Here is an 18,353-nt window from a genome sequence, read left to right as displayed (position 1 = left end):
TGGTTCCCTCTGGTCAGGCGTGTGCGTGGTCGGCGGCGAGGTGCGCTGCGAGGCTGTTGACACTGGACTCGCTGAGAAGTTGAAGCGGCAGGTTCCTGCCGAAGCGCTCGTTGATCTCGAACCGGAGGCTCATCAGGTTGATCGACTCGATGCCGAGTTCCAGCAGCTCGCGCTCAGGATCGACGGGACCGGCGGACTCGTTCACCAGGCCGCCGACCAGCAAGGAGAGCTGTCGCGCCAACTCGGCCGGCGGCGCGGGCGGAGCGGCTTCTGACGCCCGTTCCGGCGCCGTCTCCGGTGCCGGGCTCGGCTCGGCGAGTGCGGCCGCCTCGACCGGGCCTGCCGGAACGGCCGGCTCGATCGGAGCATTCCCCGCACCGGCTGGCGGGTCGGTGATCCACAGCCGGCGGCGGAGGAACACCGACGAGGGCAGTGGAACGGTGCCGCCCACCTCGCCCGGTGCAGCACCGAGCACGTCGAGCCCCGCGAGCCACAGCTCGGCGAGTTGGTGCAACCTCCGGTTGTTCCAGAGGTCGGCGAGGAAGGTGGCGGTCTCCGGCGCACCCCCCAACGTCCGGTGGACACCGCCGTTCTCCGGCACCTCGCCGTAGCCGGTCACCTCCGTCTCGGCCGCCGAGTCGGCGAACTCGCTCAGGGCCCGCGCCAGTTCCGACACGTCACGCGCCACCACGGCGAGCCGACACCGCATCTCCGCGCGTCCGGAGCGCAGGCTGCGGGCTGTCGCCGCCAGATCACGGCTCGCCTCGGTGCCGGCCAGCCAGCTCGCCAGCCGTCCGGCGCTCGCCCGCAGGTGCTCACGCGAGGGGGCGGACAGCAGAACCAACTCCGGCCGACCCGGCGGATCCACAGGTTCGACCGGCTCCGCGGGGCTGGAGCGCCTGAACTCCTCGACGAGCACGTGTGCGTTCACTCCGCCGGCGCCGAACGAGCTGACTCCGGCTCGTCGCGGCAGCGGGGTGCCGTCCCGCCCGGTCAGGGGACGCCAGGGAGCGGGCGCGTGTTGTATCGCGAACCTGGTGCTTTCCAGACGCAGTTCGGGATTGACCGGATCGGCGTGCAGCGTGGGCGCCAGGACGCCGTGCCGCAGTTGGAGCACCACCTTGGTCAGCGCGGCCAGGCCGGCCACCGACTCGCCGTGGCCGACCGCCGACTTGACGGAGCCCAGCGAGCAGCTCGGCGCGTCCTCGGAGTCCGCCCCGTAGGCCGCCGCCAGCCCGGCCAGCTCTACCGGATCCCCCAGTTCGGTCCCGGTACCGTGCGCCTCGATGACGTTCACCGTCAGCGGGTCGGTGCCCGATTCCCGGAGCGCCGCGCGCAGGACGCGGGCCTGGGCGGTCGGGCTCGGAGCGGTGAACCCGTTGGTGCGGCCGCCGTGCGCGACCGCGGCTCCGCGCACCACCGCGTGCACGGTGTCCCCGTCGGCCACGGCCCGGTCCAACGGTTTCAGCAGGATCGCTCCCGCGCCCTCACCTGGACCGAAGCCGGCGCCGCCTGCGCCGAAGCTGCGGCATCGGCCGTCCTCCGCCAGGAAACCGGACTGTCGGAGCATCCGGAAGCGGGAGGGGTGGACGTAGAGGTTCACCGCGCCCACCAGGGCGGCGGCGCACTCGCCACGCCGCATCGCTTCGATCGCAAGGTGCAGCGCCACCAGGGACGAAGAGCAGGCGGTGTCCACGGGCTGACTCGGACCACGTAGGTCGAGCAGGTAGGACAACCGGTTGGGCGGACCCCAGTAGTGCCCCGAGGGCATGTCGCGGTGTCCGGCCGCCCAGCGCTCGGCGCCGAGCAGTCGGTAGTCCCCCGAGGTGATGCCGGCGAACACGCCGACGCTGCGGGGCTCTCCGTCAGCGGCAACCAGCGAGTTCAGCCGCGTACCGGTGTACCCGGCGTGTTCCAGCGTCTCCCAGGCGACCTCCAGGAACAGTCTCTCCTGGGGGTCGAGCAGGGTGGCGTCATGGGTGGAGAGCCCGAAGAACACCGGGTCGAAGGCGTCGACGTCGGTGAGGAAGTGGCCCTTCGCCCGTACGCCGGCGTCGTTCGGCCAACGGTCCTTCGGCAGGTCGGAAACGGTGTCCTTGCCGTTCAGCAGGTTCTGCCAGAACGCGTCGAGGTCAGGGGCCTGTGGATAGCGGCCGCTGATGCCGACGATCGCGTAGCGGTCCTGCGAACCGTTCGACGTACCGGAGCGTTCCTCCGCGGGGAGGCGGTTCGCCGGCACCTGGTGGGCGGACGCACGGGCGGCGGGAGGCGACGTCGCCGGGTGGGCCGGGAAACCACCGGGTTCGACGGCGGGCGCCGGCGGGGTGTTCGCGACCAGGTGCTCCACGAGCGCGTCCAGGTCCCGCAGGCCGAACAGTGTCTCGGGGCCGACCGGCGCCACCTCGGCGCTCAGCCGGGAAGCGACGGTCCGGATCATCACGGAGTCGAGCCCGAGGGACTCCACGGATGTGTGACCGCCCACGGCACTCACCGGACGGCCCAACGCCTCGGCGACCGTGCGGTAGACCAGTTCGGCGACATCCGCGCGACCGGGCCCGCCGGGAGCCGCCGCCCCCGCCCCCGGGTCCCGGGACACCGGCGTGGAGCCGGGCCGGGTGGCCGTGTGGCTCGGTGTCGACGCGGCGACCGGCGGTGCCGGTGCCGGCGTGCGCGAGGCCGGCTCGTCGGCGAGCAACCGCAGCCCGGCCAGGTGAGCGCGCCAGACGTCCGCGTCCCCGTGGAAGAGGGAGACCACGATCGGCCCGTCCGCCTCCAGCATCGCGTCCAGCGCGGCGAGCGCGAGGAGCGCGGGCAGCGGGCGCATCCCGGTGTGGCGTTCGACGACCTCCAGCACGGGGCCGGGGATGGTCATGCCCGGGACGTCCCACAGCGGCCACTGCACACACAGCGTCCGGCCGGATCGCTCCCCGCGTGCGACCCGCTCGGCGCGTCGCACCGCGAGCCCGTCCATCACCCCGTTGGCGAAGGCGTAGTCGGACTGGCCGAGGTTGCCGCTCACCGAGGCGACCGACGAGAACAGGACAAACGCCTCCAGCTCCAGTCGAGCCGTCGCTTCGTCGAGTGCGACCGTCCCCGCAGCCTTGGGGGCGATCACCTCGGCCACGTCCTCCTGGCGCTTGCGCACCAGATACGCGTCCCGGACCACGCCGGCCGCGTGGTAGACGCGATGGAGGGCCCCCTCCCGGTCCAGGACCCCGGCGACCAGCGCGGTGACCGACTCCGGATCCGTCACGTCGGCGCGGACGTAGCGCAGTCGGTCATGCCCGGTGACGGCCTGCCGCGCGGACTCGCCGAGCTCCGCCCAGGGCGTCCGCCCGCACAGCACCACCCGGTCACCCGGCCGGTCGAGCAGATGGCGGGCGACCGCCAGGCCCACGCCGCCCGCTCCGCCGGTGACCAGGTGCACCCTGCCGGTCCCTCCGGACAGCGGTGCCTCAGCTGCGGCGAGCGGCGCGAGGGGGGTCAGGACCCGGCGCCGCCGGGGACCGCGCAGGTCGGCGAGGTGGCCCCACTCAGGCCCCGGAGCGGCGGCCTCGGCGAGCAGCCGCTCGACGTCCGGCAGGTCCGCGTCCACCAGCAGCGCGCGGCCGGAGAGCCGGGGGTTCTCCTGCCGCAGCGTCTGCACCAGCGCCCCGGCGGCGTCCGCCCTGTCCGGGTCTGCGGTGACCACCAGCAGGGTCACCGGGTGGGTGCGAAAGGCCGTCAGCACCGCGCGGGCCGCCTCGAAGGCGTCGAGGTCCGCTCCGGTGCCGGCGGGATCGCCGCGGCGGGCACCCACCAGCCTGACCACCACGTTGACCTCCGCCGCACCCGAGTCCCGGACGGCCTCGGCCGACTCGCGGACGTCGTCTCCTCGCAGGCGGTACACCCGGGATCCGGCCTCGGCGAGCGCCGCGGCCAGGTCGCCCGCAGGGTCGTGCACCAGCGTGGGCGCCGCCACGTCCGGCAGTCGGTCACGCGACGGAAGACGCGACGGAAGTGGGGCGTCCGTCCATTCCCGGCCGTACAGGACGAGGCCGCCGACGGCATCGGCGGCCGGGTCGCCCGGACGGCCGCCGTCAGCCACGTGCGCGGTCACGTAGTGCCGTTCGGGCGCGAACGCATAGCCGGGCAGCGACAGCCGGCGCGGCCTGCTCCACCGGTCGATCCGGGCCCAGTCGACCTGGTGCCCCTGAACGTACAGCTGGGCGAGAGCGGTCAGTTCCCCCTCGCCGGGCGGGCCGTCGAGCTGTTCCGTCAACCGGGCCAGCAGCTCGGCCTGCGCGCGGCGGACGGCCGCGTCCGGCCGTCCGGTGGTGTCCGCCTCGACCCGGCGCGGGTCGGCCGCGCCCGCCGCCAACAGGTCCAACGACTCCAGGAGTTCGCCGCTGTCCTTCACCACCAGCGCGACCCGATGGGGGTGGTGGACCCGCGCGGCGGCCAGAGTGTGGGCCACGTCGGTGAGTCGGCTCCCGGAGCCGGGCCCCCGCAGCCACCGGGCGAGGTCGGCGGCGTATGCCGCCGGCGTCCGCGGCCTGGTTCCGGACAGCGGGACGAGTACCTGGCCTCCCTCCGCCCCGGCGGGTCGTGCCGAAGGCGCCGGCGCCTGCTCGATCACCACGTGGGCGTTGGTTCCGCTGAAGCCGAAGGAGCTGACACACACCCGACGCGGGCGCCCGTGGGACGCGACCTTCCGGCGATCCGCCGCCACCGCGAAAGGGCCTTCCGCGAACGGGATCTCGGGATTGGCCCGCTCGTAGTGGAGGGACGGCGGGATCTCCCCCGTCCCGACCACGCCGACGGCCTTCAGCACCCCGGCGAGGCCGGCGGCCGCCGAGGTGTGCCCGATGTTCCCCTTCACCGAACCGATCGGCAGGCTCCCGGGCGGCAGCGCGGCGGTGGCGAACGCGTCGTTGAGAGCGGTCACCTCGATCGGGTCGCCCAGCGGCGTACCGGTCCCGTGGCACTCGACGTAGTCGACGCTCCCCGGGTCGACCGCGAACCGGGTCAGGGTGTCGCGTATCAACGCGGTCTGGGATCGCGCGCTGGGAGCGGTGATGCCGTTGGTACGGCCGTCCTGGTTGAGACCGGAGGCGCGGACGACCGCGTGCACCGGGTCGCCGTCGGCCAGCGCCCGTGAAAGCGGCTTGAGCACCACCACGGCGCAGCCCTCACCGGGCACGATGCCGTCAGCGGACGCGTCGAACGGGCGGCAGCGGCCCCGCGGGGAGAGCATCCCCGCCCGACTCATGTAGACGTGCGGCAGTTCGGTCAGGTAGAGCGTGACGCCGCCGACCACCATCAGGTCCGCCTCACCGAGCCACAGCGACTGGCAGGCCAGGTGCAACGCGGTCAACGAGGAGGAGCACGCGGTGTCGACCGTCACCGCCGGGCCCCTGAGGTCGAGGTGGTAGGCGACGCGCGCGGCCAGCATCGAGTTGCTGTTGCCCTGCATCACCTGGGGCAGCCGGGCGTACGGACTCTCCCTCTCCACGAGGTCCTGGTAGTCGTTGAGCATCACGCCGGCGTGCACGCCGCATCGTGCGCCGGCGAGCGCCCCGGTGTCCTGACCAGCGTGTTCCAGCGCGCGCCAGGCCTCCTGGAGGAACAACCGGGCCTGCGGGTCGGTGAGTTCCGCCTCCCGGGGGGTCATCCGGAAGAAATCCGCGTCGAACTGGTCGACGTCGTCGAGAAACGCGCCCCAGCGCGACACCGACCGGCCTTCGGCGGCCGGGTCCGGGTCGTAGAACTCCTCAACCCGCCACCGTTCCGCCGGCACCTCGGTGACCAGGTCGTCACCGTCCAGTACGCGCCGCCAGAAGGTGTCGGCGTCCCCGGCTCCGGGGAACCGGGCGCTGTAGCCGATGATCGCGACGGGTTCCGGCGGCGCGGCCCCCGCGGGCCCTGCGTCCGACGCGGACTCGGAGGTTCCCCGAGAGCCTGGCTCGGCGGCGCGCGCCGCGGGCGCCGCGTCGCTCAGCAGGGCCCGGGCGGCGTCGGCCCGGTCCAGTGTGCCGTCCTTGAAACGGGTGAGGATGTCTTTGGCGTCCATGAGTTCTCGCGGTCCTCGCGTCGGCGGTTCGGTCAGGGGTTGGCGATGGGTGGCCGCTCTTCGGCGGGTGTGCGTGCTCCGGCTCGGGCGCGGTCAGCCGCCCGGACGGCCCGGATCCCCGTAGGCGCTGACGATCCGGTCCATCACCTCGGGCAGGCGGAAGGAGGTGCGGTGCATCGCCGCCTCCCGGGCGATGGCCTCGTCCGTGGCGTCCAGCAGCGGCTTCGCCAGCTCGCGCTTGAGCAGTTCCACCGAGGCTCGCGGGGCGTCGGTCATGGAGAGAGCGAGCTGGTAGGCCCGTTCCGCCACCTTGTCGTGTGCGGTCACCGGGACGGGGACCCCGCGCTCGCGCAGCTCGGCGCCCCGGTAGTTGCGGGCGGTGTAGAGCATCTCGCCGCCCAGTTGGGGGCCGAACCGGTGTGGCAGGAGATGGGTGGCCCCCATGCCGGGCGTGAAGCCGTAACGCATGAAGTTGGCCGCGTAGACGGACCGTTCGCTGAGGACGACCGCGTCCGCGTACAGCGCCAGGACCAGGCCGCCGCCGATGGCGTGGCCCTGCACTCCCGCCACCACGGGCAGCGGACAGCGGAGAAACACACGGAAGAAGTCGTCGGTGTCGAAACTCCCGTCGCCTCGCGCGAAGTTGACGAGCTCCTGCTGCGAGCCGCCGGCGCAGAACAGTTCCGGCATGCCGGTCACGAGCAGGGCCCGACTGCGGCTGTCGGCCACCGCCCGGCCGACCGCGTCGACCAGTCCACGACAGAGCGCCGGCCCGAAGGTGTTGCGCCCCTGCCGGTCCGCCATCCGCAGCACGGCCACCGGACCACGCCACGACAGCTCGACCACCTGGGCGTCGGCCTCCACCCGGTCGCGGGCCCGAGCGGAGGCCGCGCCCCGCGCTGTTCCGCTGTGTGTCGGTGTCATGCCGCCCCCGCCTCCTGGGCTCGGTCCAGCAGGGCCCGGGTGCCGGGAGCCGCGAATCGTTCGAGCAGCAGGTGCGAGGCGTCGTGCCCGAGCCGCTCGTCACGCGGGAACAGCCGGGCCCGGTAGCGCTTCAGTGCCGCCGTGGTCGCCCGGTCGGTACGGCCGAGCGCGGCAAGCAGCGGGCGCAGCACGCGCTCGGCGTCCGCGCCCACCAGGTCCGCCAGCCCGGCCGCCCGTGCGGCCTCGCTGTCGAACTCCTCGGCGCGCAGGGTGGCCGCGAAGGCACGCTGCTCCCCGACCCGTCGGGCCACGAACGGCAGTGCCATCGCCGGCACGAGTCCCACCAGCATCTCGGTCAGCCGGAAGCTCGCCCGCTCTCCCGCCACCACCAGGTCGCAGGCCGCGGCAAGGCCCACACCACCCGCGGTCGCCCGACCGTCGACCACGGCGACGGTGACGAGCTCGCTGCGGGTCAGCCGGTCGAGCAGTCGCCAGTACGGCAGCTCCGCACCGGCGGCGAGCCCGTCGCCGGGCACCGGCCGGTCACCGGACAGGTCGGTGCCCGAGCAGAAGTCCGCACCGCGTGCGCCGAGGACGAGGACGCGGCACCCCGGATCGGCCTCGGCCTCGTCCAGCGCGGCGGCCAGCTCGGTCAGCAGCGTGTCGTCGATCGGGTTCCGTTGCCGGGGCCGGGCCATCTCCACCCGCAACAGGTCTCTGCCCCGGCTGACGACGACCGCGCGGGGGCCGCTCATCGGTCGCCTCCCAACCAGACGTACTCGCGGTGGTAGTCGCGCACGGCCTCCAGTACGAGCCGGGGACGCTCGCCGCTGAAGCGCGCCTTGGTGATCTGCGGGAAGCGGTCCAGGTCGAAGGTGAACTCACGTGCGCCGAACTTGAGTTCGGCGGTCGCGGCGAGCAGCTCGTCGTACTCGTCGACGGACAGTTCGTAACGCGCGTCAAGCGCCTCCCGGATGCCCATGGAGCGCACCCGACGCTGGGACTCCGGCCCGACCACCACGCTGTAGAACTCCGAGCTGCAACCCGAGCCGTAGGAGAACACGCCCACCCGTCGCTCGCGGTCCAGCACGGCGTTGTCGATGGTGCTGGCCAGCGCGAGGAAGACGGTTCCCGCGTAGATGTTGCCCACCTGGCGCGGATACTCGATCGCCGCGGACAGCCGGGCGGTGAAGTCCTCCTCGATCGCCTGGGGCGACATCCGCTTCAGCTTGCGCAACACCGCCCGGTGGGCGCCCTTGACCATCCCGGGGAAGGGGGTGTGCATGGCCAGCAGGTCGAAGCTGTCCACCAGGTCGGCGCCGTCGACCTTGCGGGCGTAGTCGGTGAACGAGCCCTTCAGGCAGTCGATGTAGGTCAGCAGGGACAGGTCCACGTCGCCGGCCTCCGCCTCCGGGTCGGGACGGCAGGTGTCCATCACCTCGTAGCTGTGGAAGCCGTTGGCGCCCCGGTCGAAGGCGGCCACCGCCGGATCGTCGCTGATCAGCATGGCGACCGCGCCCGCACCCTGGCTGGGCTCGACGTAGGTGTGCGGGACGGGCCGGGCCACGTCGCTGCTGATCACCAGCGCCTTCACCCCGTCGAAGGGGCTGGCGGCGACCACCCCGGCGGCCATCTGCGCCGCCGCTGTACCGCTGTAGCACGCCTGCTTGGTCTCGAAGAGACGGCAGGACCGCGGCAGGCCCAGGTGGTCGTGGACGTAGGTGGCCAGCGACTTGCCGAAGTCGACACCGGACTCCGTGCCCACGATCAGCAGTTCGATCCGGTCACGCTCCTCCGGAGAAAGAGCGTCCACGATCGGCTTGGCGGCGTTCACCGCGAACGAGACGGCGTCCTCGCAGTGCAACGCCACGCTCTTGCGGGCCATCATCAGGTTGTCGATCCGGCTGTCGTCCAGCTGACGCGCGGCGAACAACGTGGGTACGTCGACGTACGTCTCGCCGCAGTAGGTGTTGACGGCTTCGATTCCGACCGGCTTCATGGGTTCTCCGTTGGTCAGTCAGTGCTTCAGGGCTTGTCGGGGGTCAGGTCGGGGACCGGGGCCGCGTGCGGGAGGCGCAGGACGACGGAGGTGTTGACACCGCCGAACGCGAAGCTGTTGCTGACGGCGGTGCGCGGCCGGCTGTGCACGGCTCCGGGCCCGACCAGTGACAGCGCGGGCTCCATCGGGTGGTCGACGTTGGGGCTCGGGTGGCAGGCGCCCGACCGCAGTTGTCCGACCACCGCCACCGCCTCCACCAGGCCGGCCGCCGTGAGGCAGTGCCCCGTCAGCGGCTTGGTGGAGTTGACCAGCGGAGGGCTCGCCGCGCCGAAGACCTCCAGCAGAGCGGCGGCCTCCACGGCGTCACCCACCACCGAGCCGGTGCCGTGGGCGTTGACGTAGTCGACGTCCCCCGGTGCGAGACCGGCGGAGTCCAGTGCCGCGCGCATCGCGGCCACCTGCCCCCCGCGGTCCGGCTCGGTGCCGCGCCGGGCGTCGAGTCGTTGACCGGCTCCGGCCACCTCGGCCAGCACCTCGACTCCCCGGCTCCGCGCCGCGTCCGGCAGTTCCAGCAGGACGGCGGCCGCGCCCTCGCCCCGCACGAACCCCTGGCGGTCCCGGTCGAACGGCCGACACATCCGGGTCGGTTCGTCGCGCCACGACTCGTCGGCCATCGCGCCGCTGCGTCGGAACGCCTCGGTCTCCGCCGGTGACAACTCGGCCACCGGGGCGACCACCAGGGCGCGTTCGACCCAGCCGGCGGCCACCGCCCGGGCCCCCTGGATCAGCGCCGCCGTTCCGCTGGCGGAGGCGCCACCGACCGCCCAGCCCTCCCCCCGCACACCGCACACCTCACTCGCCGCGCCGACCACGTCCACGTCCAGGTGGGTCAGCGCGTACGAGGGGCGCACACGGCCCGGGGACAGGTGGTGTCCCAGTACGTTCCGTGCCTGGTGGGCCAGGGCAAGGCCACCGCCGGCCACGATCAGCGCGGTGCGCTCCCCCCACGCCTCACCGCCCGGGCCGAGCGGCAGCCCCGCGTCCAGTACCGCGCGCAACGCCACACAGGCGCCCGTCTGCGCCGGCAGCGCGGCCCGGCCGACGACCCGGCGGAGCAGGCCGGCCGTCTCCGGCAGGTCCGCGAGGTGCCGCTCGGCCCAGCCGGCGACGGTGAAGTCACGCAGCGCGGCGAGCGGCGGGGGCTCGGCCGCGGGGCCGGGCGGCCCGGTGGCCGTCAGGCTGACGGCGCTACGGCCTGCGAGCAGCGCGGCGGTGAAGTCCTCCAGCCGCTCGCCGAGCGGCCCGAGGACGGCGGCCCCGGTGATCGCCACCGGTCGCCGGACGCCGGTCGGTGCCGCCGCGTTCACACGTACTCGCCCAGTACGGCGACCAGCGACCTCAGGTCGTTGGCCTGGGTGAGTGCCGAGGCCGGCACCCTGACGCCGAGATCGTCCTGGACGGCCATCACCACGTCCATGCGGTCGATGGAGTTGGCGCCGAGCTCACGCATGCTGTGTTCCAGTGAGACCTGGGCCTCTTCGAGATCCGGCAGCACCTCGAGCAGGTTCCTGCGGACAACGGCGAATATCTCGTCGGGAGTCATCTCTCTCTTCCTTGGTGACGGCCTGCTGGGCGGGGCTCGCGAGGAGTGCGGAGGAGCCGTGGGTGGGTCAGTTCCGGGGCGGCAGCAGGGCGAGCGCCTGCTCGATCGTCAGTCGGTTCTCACGTACGGCGTTCAGCAGCGCGTCCACGTCCGTGGCGGAGGGCCCGCCCACCGGCGGTGACGGCGGACCGGCGGTCCCGGCGGGCTCGGGCACCGGTGGTGTCCCCGTCGTCGCGAGCGCCGCGACGTGGCGGCTGAGCGCGCCGAGGCTGGGATGGTCGTAGAGGACACCGGCCTTCTCCTCCAGTCCATGGGTCCGGTTGAGGAAGGCCACGAACTCCACGCCGAGGATCGAGTCCAGGCCAAGGGTGTTGAAGCTCGCCTCGTCGTCGATGTCGGCCGGCTCGCAGTACAGCGTCCGCGCCAGTTCCTCGCGCAGCACCGCGGCGATCTCGTCGACCGCCGGCCCGCCCGTCGGAGCCGACGAGGCGGTCACGGTGGTGACGGGCGGGGCGGGGACCTCCGCCCCGCCCGGCGAAGTCATGTCGGTGGGAGCTCCCCGCCGGCCGGCGACGTGCCGGGCGAACGCCATGGGAGTGGGGTGGTCGTACAGTGCCGTGGCCTTCACGTCGACGGGGTAGACCTTGTTCACCGCGGCGACGAACTCCACGCCGAGGATCGAGTCGACGCCGAGGGTGAGGAAGGTCGCCTCCATGTCGAGTTCGTCGGGTTCGAGGTAGAGCACGGTGGCGAGGAGCCGGGCGATCTCCGTGGCCACAGCCTCCTCACCGCGGGAGGCGACCCCACCGGCCGGGGTGGCCGGGGAGGAGGCGGCCGGTGTGGGAGCCGGCCGCGCGGGGGCCGCCGAGACGGTGCTGGTCGGCACCGGTGAGGCCGGCGGGGCGAGCTGGCGCAGAGTGATCTTCCGGTCAGCGGACATCGGTGGGTTCTCCCGGTGGTGTGACGTGGCCTTGAGTGGTGCGGCGGCGCCGTGGAGCGTGAGCGCGGGCGCCGGCACGCCCACCGGGCCGACAGGACGTGCGGGGCTGGCAGGACCAGCAGGGACGGCGGGACGGGCAGGACTGGCAGCGTCGATGGGGCGGGCGGCGTCGGTGGCCGGTCGGCGACCGAAGTCGCGCAGATGGCCCCTGGCCAGCTCGGGCTCGGCGGAGACGGTGCCCAGGCCCTGCCGGTGCAGGTGGCTGATCTGCAGGTCGTACCAACAGCGGACCCGCTCGAACGGGTAGTGCGGCAGCGGAATCCGACGCCCGGTCGTCGCGGCGCCGCAGGCCGCCGCACGGTCGACCCGCCCGCCGGCGAGCCAGCCTGCCACCACCTCGTTCACCGGTGGGGCCGGTGGCTGCCGGTTCTCCGCCAGGGCGTCCAGCCCGGCCAGCAGCATGTCGAACGAGTCGGCCGGCAGCGCCGCGCGCTGCGCGAGGTCCACTCGTCCGACCGCGAAGGTCAGCACGACATCGGCGATGTCGGGCTCCTGCCCACGTTCCCGCTCGCGGATCAGGTGGTCCCGCAGCTCGCGGGCGTACGCGGCGAGCGCCGCGGCGGTGCGTGCGGACAGGAACAGCACCAGGGGCTCCCGCTGAGCGGCGCGGACCTCCCGGCCGCGCCGGGGTGCCTCCTCCACGACCAGGTGCGCGTTGCCGCCGCCGGCGCCGAAGGAGCTGATGCCGGCTCGCAGCGGGCGCCCCGAACCGTCCCGGGGCTCCCAGCTCTTGACCCCGCGTTGCACGGTGAACGGGACCCGGTCGAAGTCGATCTCCGGGTTCGGCGGATCACAGTGCAGGGACGGCACCAGCGTGCGGTGGCGCAACTGGAGGAGGACCTTCGTCAACGCCACCGACCCGGCGGCGGACTCCAGGTGTCCGACGTTCGACTTCACCGAGCCGATCGGCAGGTCGCCGTCTCCCTTGACCCCGTCCCGGGCGAACGCCGTCGCGAGACCGCGGATCTCGATCGGGTCGCCGAGGGAGGTGCCGGTCCCGTGGGTCTCCACGTAGTCGAGGTCGGCAGCGGTCAGGCCGCCGTCTCGCAGGGCCTTGGTGACGAGGTCGGCCTGAGCCCGCGGGTTGGGCACGGTGTAGCCGTTGGTTCGACCACCGTGGTTGGCCGCCGTGCCGCGCACCACGCCGTGGATGTGGTCTCCGTCGCGCAGCGCGTCCCGCAACGGCTTCAGCACGACGGTCCCGACTCCCTCGCCGGGTACGTAGCCGTCGCCGCCGGCGCCGAAGCTGCGGCAGCGACCGTCACTGGACGCGAACCGGCCCTGGCCGAGCATGAAGTACTTGTTGGGGTGGATGAGGACGTTGACGCCACCGGCGAGAGCCACCCGGCAGCTACCCGCGCGCAGCGACTCCACCGCCAGATGGATCGCGCTCAGCGCCGAGGAGCAGGCGGTGTCGACGGCGACGCTCGGTCCCTGGAAGTCGAAGAAGTACGACGCCCGGTTGGCGATCGACCAGTAGGCGCTGTTGGCCAGCACCGGGTTGCCGCGCAGCCGTTCCTCGGCCTCGTGGAGCTGGTACTCCCCGTACATGGCGCCGACGAAGACTCCGACGTCACGCCGGTACACCGGGTCGTCGGCCGACACCAGCCGGTCAGGGGTGTATCCGGCGTCCTCCAGCGCCGCCCAACAACTCTCCAGGAACAGTCGGGCCTGAGGGTCGATGATGCCGGCCTCACGCGGCGAGATGTTGAACAGCGGCGCGTCGAAGTCCTGGACGCCTTCGAGGAATCCGCCCCACTTGGTGTGGGTCCGGTCCACCCGGGTCTTGTCCGGGTCGTACATCGCCTCGGCGTCCCAACGGTCGGTCGGGACCTCGCGGATGCTGTCCCGACCGGCGGTCAGGTTCTCCCACAGCTCCTCCAGCCCGTCAGCCTCGGGGAAGCGTCCCGAGACGCCGATGATGGCGACTGCCCTCGGGTCCACCGCTTCGGAACGGGAGCCCGGACCGGCGGCAGCGGCGGTGTCGGCCCCGGAACCGGCGGCCCCGGAACCGGCGGCACGGGGCTGGACCTGGGCCCCCGGGGTGGGCGCGTGGGCGCGCGCTCGGGACTCGACCGCGGCGTCGGAGGACCGCGGGGTCTCGGGAACGGCGGCCGGCTCGCTCTCGGGGACGAGCGCGGCGCACCTCTCGGGATACTCGGCCAGCAGGTACTCGGCGAGTTCCGCCACCGAGCGGCACTCGAAGAGCAGCGTCTTGGAAAGCCTCCCGAAGTCCGCCTCCAGCAGTTCGACGACCCGGATGGCGAGCAGTGAGTCGATTCCCAGGTCGTCGAAGAGCCGTTCCGGCGCCACCTCGGCGAGCGGAGAACGGGTGGCCTCCGCGACGACCTCCACCAGTCTGCGGGTCAGCGCCTCGGACAACCGGGGCCTGGCCGTGCCGTCCGCGGCCGGGCTGCCCTCGACCGGGGCAGCGACATCGACCGTCGGCCGGGGGCCGGCTTCGCTTTCGGTGAGCAGCGGGAAGGAGTCGAGCAGCGCCGCGCGGTCGCCGTACAGCACCACCGGGCTGACCGGTCCGGCCTCCCGGGCGTCGCCCGCCGCGCTGCCGGCCAGCAGGCGTTCGAGCACGGCGAGGCCGGTCGCGGTCGGCAGCGCGCGCATCCCGAGGGCACCGAGCACCTCCTGGGCGGGGCCGTCGACCCGCATGCCGCCGTCGGCCCAGAACGGCCAGCAGACCGACAGCGAGCGGCCTGAGCGGGTGCTCGCGGCGCGCCGGCGGACCAGTTCGTCGGCGGCGGCGTTGGCGAAGGCGTAGTCGGCCTGTCCGGCGCTGCCCAGGGCGCCGGAGACCGAGGACAGGACCACGAAGCAGTCCAGGTCCCAGGCGGCGGTGGCCTCGTCGAGCGCCGCCGCGCCCACCAGTTTGGGTCCGATGACCGCGGACGCGTCAGCCGTCGTCTTGCGCAGCACGTAGCCGTCGCGCAGCGTGCCCGCGCAGTGCAGGACGCCGTTCACCGCCGGTCCGCCTGCGGCGATCCGCGCGGCCGTCTGACGAACCGCCGCGAAGTCCGTGGCGTCCACGCTGAGGTAGGCCACCGACCCGCCGGTACGAGCGGCCCGCTCGGTGAGCCGGCGCAGCTCGGCGCCCCGCGCGCCGTCGGCGGCGGTGCGACCGGTCAGCACCACGTGGGCGGCGTAGCGGTCCAGCAGATGCTCGGCGAGCAGCACCGCCAGCCGGCCCATGCCGTGCAGCCAGTAGCGCCCTCCCCGGCGGAAGGCGGGCCCGCCGGGGGCCGGGGGCTCGACCGCGGCCAGGACGGTCGTTCGCGGGTGCTCGTCGGCCGGCCGGACGACAAGTTCTCCGGAGTCGGGCACGCCGCGGTCGAGGACGTCCAGCACGTTCCGCAGCCCGGCCCGCCCAGTGTCGGCTTCGGGGGAGCCGGGTGCGCCGAGCGCGACGACCACGAGTTCGAAGCGGGGGTTCTCACCCGCGAGGGAACGCCCGACCGCCGCGAGACCCGCGGCCTGGACCGACGCCTCGCTGTTGTCGGCCGGACAGGGGACGACGATTCGGGCGCCCCGCCGAGCGAGTGGCCGCAGCAGGGCGCGGAGCAGCGCGAGCATCCGGAGGCCGGCGTCCGCCGCGGCGGACGCCTGAGCGGTCACCGGGCCGGCAGCCGCGTCCCTCGGTTGCCTGGCGGCGGTCACGGGCCAGACGATCGTCGGGCGGCCGTCCGCGGGCAGCAGGTCGGCCAACTCGGCGCCGGTGGCGGCCGCGGCCTCGGGATCGGCGGGCTCCGGCAGCGTCAGGTCGACGCCGTCCAGCACCCCGGCCCCCGTCACTGTGGGGTCCCCGACCAGCACCAGGGGACCGCTCGCAACCCGGTCGTCGCGGGCGCCGGCCGGTTCGAAGGGCACCTCGACGGGGGTGAAGAGGTGGACGTCCGCGAGAGTGGGTGCGGCCGTCGGGCGGAGAGCCAGCCCGTCCAGCGTCAGCACCACGGCGCCGTCGTCGGCCGCCACGAACACGTCGTACTTGCGGACCCGCCGGCCGCCGCCGGCCAGGCGTTGGGGGCGGACCCGGACCCAGGCCTCGTCCGGCAGCGGGGCGTACGTCCGCAGCTCGTCCACGGCGAACGGGATGAACGTCTCGCCGCCCAGGTCCTCGCGGAGTACACAGCCGATCACCGACTGGAGCGCGCCGTCGAGCACCACCGGCGACAGTGTGCTCCCTGCGGGCGCGCCCGGCGCGGCCACCACCCTGGTGAGCACTCCGCCCGGGCCGTGGTGCAGCTCCCGCAGCACCTGGAAGGCCGGTCCGTAGCCGACGCCGTTGGCTTCGAAGTAGCGGTACAGGTCGTCGGGTTGCGCGGTGTGGGGGTGGTCGGCGCGCAGCGCCGCCAGGTCCAGCGGCGCGGGTCGGGGGGTGACGGCGTCGTACAGCGGGCGTGCCTCGGCGTGGGCCCGTTCCGAGACCACGCGCAACCGGCCGTCCTCGTGCTCCACGGTCAGCGTGATCGGGAGCAGCACCTCGACGGACCGCTGGAAGGAGACGTCGGCCAGGCCCACGGGTGAGCGTCCGGTGCGTCGGGCCGAGGTCAACGCCAGGTCGATCTGCGCGGCGGCCGGCAACACCGGTACCCCACCGACCAGGTGGTGGGCGGCAAGCGGCTCCTCGGGCCGCACGGTGCGGGTGACCGGGTCGGCGTCGGTGGCGGCGGCAGGGGCGGTGTCGGAGGGCAACGCGGTCCGGCCGACGACGGTCTCCGGGTGGCGGGGCCAGCGCCGACGGGCGAACGGGTAGCCGGGCAGTCGGACCCGACGGCCCTTGCGGCCTTCTTCCGGGGGGAGTTCGCCACCCTGCACCCATGTGAGATACGCCCCGTCGAGCCCGGTCAGCGCGGTGTCCGGGCCCGCGTCCGCGAGACGGTCCAGCCACTCGGTCAGGTCCGCCGTCGAACCGACCGAGACGGCGGCGCGCACGGCGTGGAGGCTCCGGCCGGCCCGCAGGGTGTGTGCCACGTCCACCAGTGGCGGTGCGTCGACCGCTCGCAGTGACTCGGCCAGTTCCCGCGCCGTCCGCCGCAGCGCGTCCTCTGACCGGGCCGACAGCACGATCCAGTGGTCGGGCGAGTTCTCGGCCCGGTCGTCGCCGACGGTGTCCCGCCGGTTCGGCGCCTGTTCCAGCACCACGTGCGCGTTGGTGCCGCCGATACCGAACGAGCTCACCGCCGCCCGGCGCGGGCCGTCCGGCACCGGCCAGGCCTCCGGTTCGGTGGCGACCCGGAGTCCTCCCGTGCCGCCGAGCCGCCGGTTGGGCGTTCCGAAAGGCCGCTGGGGCGGCACCACACCGTGTTCCAGGGCGAGCACCGCCTTGCTGAGGCCCGCGAGGCCGGCCGCGGTGTTGAGGTGTCCCAGCACGCTCTTGACCGAGCCGATCGACGCCGGGTGGGCGCGGTCACCGCCGTAGACGCGGTCGAGTGCCGCGTACTCGACCGGGTCTCCCAGCGGGGTACCGGTGCCGTGGGTCTCCAGATAGCCGACGGTGTGAGCCGGGACGCCGGCGACGGCCAACGCCTCACGCAGAACCGCCTCCTGCCCTTCGGGGGAGGGCGCGTGGTAGTCCATCTTGCGGGCGCCGTCGTTGTTGACCGCGCTTCCTCTGATCACCGCGCGTATCGGGTCGCCGTCCGCGACCGCGTCGGCGAGCCGCCGCAGCACCACGGCGCCCGTGCCGTTGCCGAAGAGGGTCCCGTCGGACGTGTCGTCGAACGGCCGGCACTCACCGCTCGGCGAGAGGATCATGTCGGGCGCGGCCAGGTAGCCGGCCTGCGGGAAATGCAGGGAGGCGGCTCCGACGACCGCCAGGTCGCACTCCTCCCCCAGCAGGCTCTCGACCGCCAGGTGCACCCCGACAAGGCCGCTGGAGCAGGCCGTCTGGACCGTCATGCTCGGCCCGGTCAGCCCGAGCTTGTAGGAGATCCGGTTGGCGGCGAAGTCCTTGTCGGTGGAGGAGAACCGGATCATCCCGGCGGCGTCCAGCTCGGTGATGCCGACAGGCGGTGTCGTGGGCTGCCCCACCGAGACGTACGCGGCGGTGCGAAGCCCCGTGCGGTCAGGCGCGAACCCGGCATCCTCCAGGGCGTGCCAGGCCGTCTCCAGCAGTATCCGCTGTTGCGGTTCCAGCCATTCGGCGTGCAACGGGCTGTAGCCGAAGAACTCGGCGTCGAAGGCGTCCGCCTCCTCCAGGACGACTCCGGCCGGGACGAACCCGGGGCGTCGCACGACGGCCGGGTCGTGGCCCATCCGCACCAGCTCCTCGTCCGAGTAGCGCCGGATGCCGCTGCCTCCCTCGGCGAGCAGCTTCCAGAGACGGTCGGCGGAGGTGGCGGGGCCGAAGCGGCAGGAGAGACCGACGACGGCCACCGCGTTGGGGTCACTGGCCGCGTCGTTCGGCAGCTGGTCGTGTTTCATCGGTCGTCTCCGAGTCGAAGGGCACGCCGCACCTCGCGGCGGGACGGACGGACGGGGGCGGCCCGGTCCGCGGCGAGCGACGGGGTGGTCGGTTCTGTCAACGGGCTGACCGGCGGGGCCAGGCGGGTGGTGACCAGCCGGACCTGGTCGTCCACGGTCGGGTTGGCGAAGAGGTCCGCGACCTCCAGCCCGGTGTCGGGGAACCGGTCGCACAGCCGGGCGAAGAGCCGGCCGACCAACAGGGAATTGCCGCCGAGGTCGAAGAAGCGGCGGTCACCGGGTACACCGTCCAGCTCCAGCAGCTCCGCCCACAGCCGGGTGACCACCCGCCGCACGGTTG

The 18,353-nt window shown here is 73.6% G+C and carries 8 protein-coding genes; all 8 read right to left on the bottom strand.

The window, feature by feature from the left end; all coding sequences use genetic code 11:
* Positions 1-13 precede the first annotated feature (13 nt).
* On the bottom strand, positions 14-6,052 hold the full coding sequence (locus GL263_RS02170; RefSeq protein WP_182853812.1) for an SDR family NAD(P)-dependent oxidoreductase: 6,039 nt from the start codon (positions 6,050-6,052) through the stop codon (positions 14-16).
* 93 nt (positions 6,053-6,145) lie between these two features.
* A complete protein-coding gene (locus tag GL263_RS02165; RefSeq protein ID WP_182853811.1) occupies positions 6,146-6,976 on the bottom strand; it encodes a polyketide synthase in 831 nt (276 codons plus the stop codon).
* The gene (locus tag GL263_RS02160) at positions 6,973-7,731 is read right to left on the bottom strand and encodes an enoyl-CoA hydratase-related protein (protein WP_182853810.1); all 759 of its coding nucleotides are present in this window, start codon (positions 7,729-7,731) and stop codon (positions 6,973-6,975) included. Before GL263_RS02160 ends, GL263_RS02165 begins: the two co-directional genes overlap by 4 nt.
* Positions 7,728-8,975: a hydroxymethylglutaryl-CoA synthase family protein gene (locus tag GL263_RS02155; protein ID WP_182853809.1), complete on the bottom strand. Its 1,248-nt coding sequence runs from the start codon at positions 8,973-8,975 to the stop codon at positions 7,728-7,730. The genes GL263_RS02160 and GL263_RS02155 overlap by 4 nt, the downstream gene beginning before the upstream one ends.
* Before the next feature lie 26 nt (positions 8,976-9,001).
* A complete protein-coding gene (locus GL263_RS29000; protein ID WP_182853808.1) occupies positions 9,002-10,342 on the bottom strand; it encodes a beta-ketoacyl synthase N-terminal-like domain-containing protein in 1,341 nt (446 codons plus the stop codon).
* Positions 10,339-10,578 (bottom strand): phosphopantetheine-binding protein, encoded by a 240-nt coding sequence (locus tag GL263_RS02145; protein ID WP_182853807.1) that lies wholly within the window; start codon positions 10,576-10,578, stop codon positions 10,339-10,341. The genes GL263_RS29000 and GL263_RS02145 overlap by 4 nt, the downstream gene beginning before the upstream one ends.
* A gap of 67 nt (positions 10,579-10,645) precedes the next feature.
* Entirely contained in the window at positions 10,646-18,013 is a 7,368-nt protein-coding gene (locus tag GL263_RS02140) for a beta-ketoacyl synthase N-terminal-like domain-containing protein (protein ID WP_182853806.1), read from the bottom strand.
* Positions 18,010-18,353, bottom strand: a 344-nt coding sequence (locus tag GL263_RS02135) for an acyl carrier protein (protein ID WP_182853805.1), incomplete at its 5' end; no start/stop codon positions are given. The genes GL263_RS02135 and GL263_RS02140, both read right to left, overlap by 4 nt.

It is taken from the genome of Streptomyces durbertensis, from assembly GCF_014156695.1.
Lineage (GTDB): Bacteria > Actinomycetota > Actinomycetes > Streptomycetales > Streptomycetaceae > Streptomyces > Streptomyces durbertensis.
Note: the sequence above shows the minus strand (reverse complement) of the source record. Positions and strands in the feature narration are given on the sequence as shown.

Coding starts and splice junctions, on each gene's coding strand:
- GL263_RS02170 (WP_182853812.1), bottom strand. CDS start 6,052: ATGGACGCCAAAGACATCCTCACCCGTTTCAAGGACGGCACACTGGAC.
- GL263_RS02165 (WP_182853811.1), bottom strand. CDS start 6,976: ATGACACCGACACACAGCGGAACAGCGCGGGGCGCGGCCTCCGCTCGG.
- GL263_RS02160 (WP_182853810.1), bottom strand. CDS start 7,731: ATGAGCGGCCCCCGCGCGGTCGTCGTCAGCCGGGGCAGAGACCTGTTG.
- GL263_RS02155 (WP_182853809.1), bottom strand. CDS start 8,975: ATGAAGCCGGTCGGAATCGAAGCCGTCAACACCTACTGCGGCGAGACG.
- GL263_RS02145 (WP_182853807.1), bottom strand. CDS start 10,578: ATGACTCCCGACGAGATATTCGCCGTTGTCCGCAGGAACCTGCTCGAG.
- GL263_RS02140 (WP_182853806.1), bottom strand. CDS start 18,013: ATGAAACACGACCAGCTGCCGAACGACGCGGCCAGTGACCCCAACGCG.